General features: G+C 45.2%; 1 protein-coding gene and 1 pseudogene. Both read right to left on the bottom strand.

Translation table 11 applies throughout. From position 1 onward, the window contains the following. A partial coding sequence (locus IQQ51_RS15570) for a tetratricopeptide repeat protein (protein WP_228012897.1) occupies positions 1-1,914 on the bottom strand: 1,914 nt, incomplete at its 3' end. 58 nt (positions 1,915-1,972) lie between these two features. Then, positions 1,973-2,298: pseudogene (queF, locus tag IQQ51_RS27205) on the bottom strand (NADPH-dependent 7-cyano-7-deazaguanine reductase QueF); the annotation flags it as partial.

The raw sequence follows: 2,298 nt of genomic DNA, 5'->3' as shown, positions 1-2,298 counted from the left end.
CTTTCTGAACATGGCTTCCGGCGACAAATCACGGTCCGCGTTTGGTTCAATATAAAGCAGGTTCGCATCCGAGAAGTGGTAGACACGCGCTGGGCCTTCAAGCTTAGATTTTAGGAACTCACCGAAAGCGTCTTCCAGTTCTAAACCTGCTTTGTAACCGTTCTGCGTATACATATTGCGTAGGAACGGTAAATCAATCATCACGAAGCGTAGACGGTCGTTTAGTGGTTCATGAATGAGCTCGCCAAGTTGCCATTGTTCAAAGGTTTGGCTGGTTTGTTCCAGCGAGTTCGATAGTTTTGCATTGAGCATTCTTAAGTTCGGAAGCTTTGAACGTGAGTGCGTAAATAGGTCGGTGCGCAGTGAGTCCACTTCTTTGGCTAAGGTTTGAATGATGTAGCCTCGGCGCAGCACAAAGAAGAACAAGACAATGCTGAACAGGAATAGGGCGAACGATATCTTTTGGAACTTACGATGCTCCAGTTTGTATTTTTCTAGCTCTTGAGCTTGGCCTGCGTAGTGCAGGGTTTGTTCGGCAAACTCTTTCTGTTGACGGAATGCATCTTCGCCAACACGGTTAAGTTTTTGCTGCTCTAAAGAGACAAGGCTGTTGTACTGCTTAAGGTTTGCCAGCGCTTGCTGTGGGCGACCTGCCTGCTCATAACCTAAAGAGAGTAAGTAGTACGAGCGTTGTGAAAGGCGCATGTTCTCTATCTGACGAGAGATCTCAAGTGCACGTGTCGCATGCTTTATCACGTCTTCGCTTTCTTGTAGGTGATACGCCAACCCTGCCGATAACAGTGCAGCACGACCTTCCAGCTTTGGAATGTCGGTATATTCCAGCAGCTCAAGGGCACGGGTCAGGTACTGTTCTGCTAGAGGGTAATTATAAAGACGTAGGTAAGTCGCTGATAGACTTAGGCGGATATCAATGACTTGGTGGATATCTCGGTCAGTACTCTCGTGATCAAGAACGTTGAAGAAGTGCACCAAGGCAAGGTTATATTTCCCTTGATAGAAGTACACATCACCCATTTTCTTAAGCACTTGTGCCAATACCGGCGAGTTTTCAAAGTTGTCATAGAAATCAGCAGCTTGAGATAGGTGTTCTAGCGCTTTATCTAACACTTGGCGCTCAAAGAAAAGCTGTGCAAGCAGGCGGTTTACCTTAGCTAAACGTGAACTCAGATTACCTTCTACCGATTTCCAGTAGCCATACAGCAACTCAGATAATGCGTGGTTGTACTCTTTATGGGTTAGATAAAACTCACCGACTGAGATGTGGTAGTCGATGGTGACTTTTTCAGAGTAGCGTTGGTCTAGATAGGTTTTGGCTTCTTGATAGAACTTCTCTGCTTCATCGACCTTGTTGTCGTAAGAGGCGATATCGGCTTTCAACATGATCAAGCGATAGGTGATGCCTTCCGTTAAGCGTAAGGTTTTATTCACCGACTCTAGGTTTGCTTCAATACCCGCTAGCTCTGTTTTTGCTTTGGCTGATTTTCTATCACTCAGCCACAGTAAGCGAACTTTTAGGATCTGAAGATCCAGTTTTAGGTAATCAAGCTTATAGGTTTTCGCTAGCTCAGAGGCTTTGTCGATGTGCTGAATCGCAATACGCATATTGCCAAGGTTGTATTCCGCCTTAGCTAAGATTTTATACGCATCGATACTGCTGTTTGGTGTTCGAATCGAGGAGTCTGTCTCTTCGCGAGAAATAGCTGAAGGGCTTTTCTCGCGTTGATCAGAAAGGACACGCAGCGTTAGGTAGCTGTTGGCCATTTTTTTTGCTTGGCTCGGCTCGATCTCAACCAAATTATTGGCTTCATTGAGTAGCGCCGACGAATAAACCGACGCATTGACCGATGTACTTAAGCTTAAAATAAATAGACTAACAACGTATAACCAACGCATTTCAATGTCCCTTTAAAGATTTGGTAGGTTCAAATAAGTGTGGGTGGTTCTCGCCTGATTATTGGCGAGCCATACGCTTATTGTGGCTTGGTCTATCTTGCTCTGTTGAACGGTATGGGTTGATATCCAGACCACCACGACGTGTGTAACGTGCGAATACAGTTAGCTTCGAAGGTGCACAGTATTTCATGATGTCAGTGAAGATACGCTCAACACATTGTTCGTGGAATTCATTGTGCTCACGGAAAGAAACTAAATAACGTAGCAGAGCTTCACGGTCAATTTGCTTACCAGAATATGCGATCTCAACGCTGCCCCAATCTGGTTGATTGGTGATCAAACAGTTCGACTTCAATAGGTGGCTATGTAGTGTCTCTTCAACGT

The sequence above is a fragment of the Vibrio sp. OPT18 genome (genome assembly GCF_015163615.1).
GTDB lineage: Bacteria > Pseudomonadota > Gammaproteobacteria > Enterobacterales > Vibrionaceae > Vibrio > Vibrio coralliirubri.
This window is presented reverse-complemented; position numbering and strand designations above follow the sequence as displayed.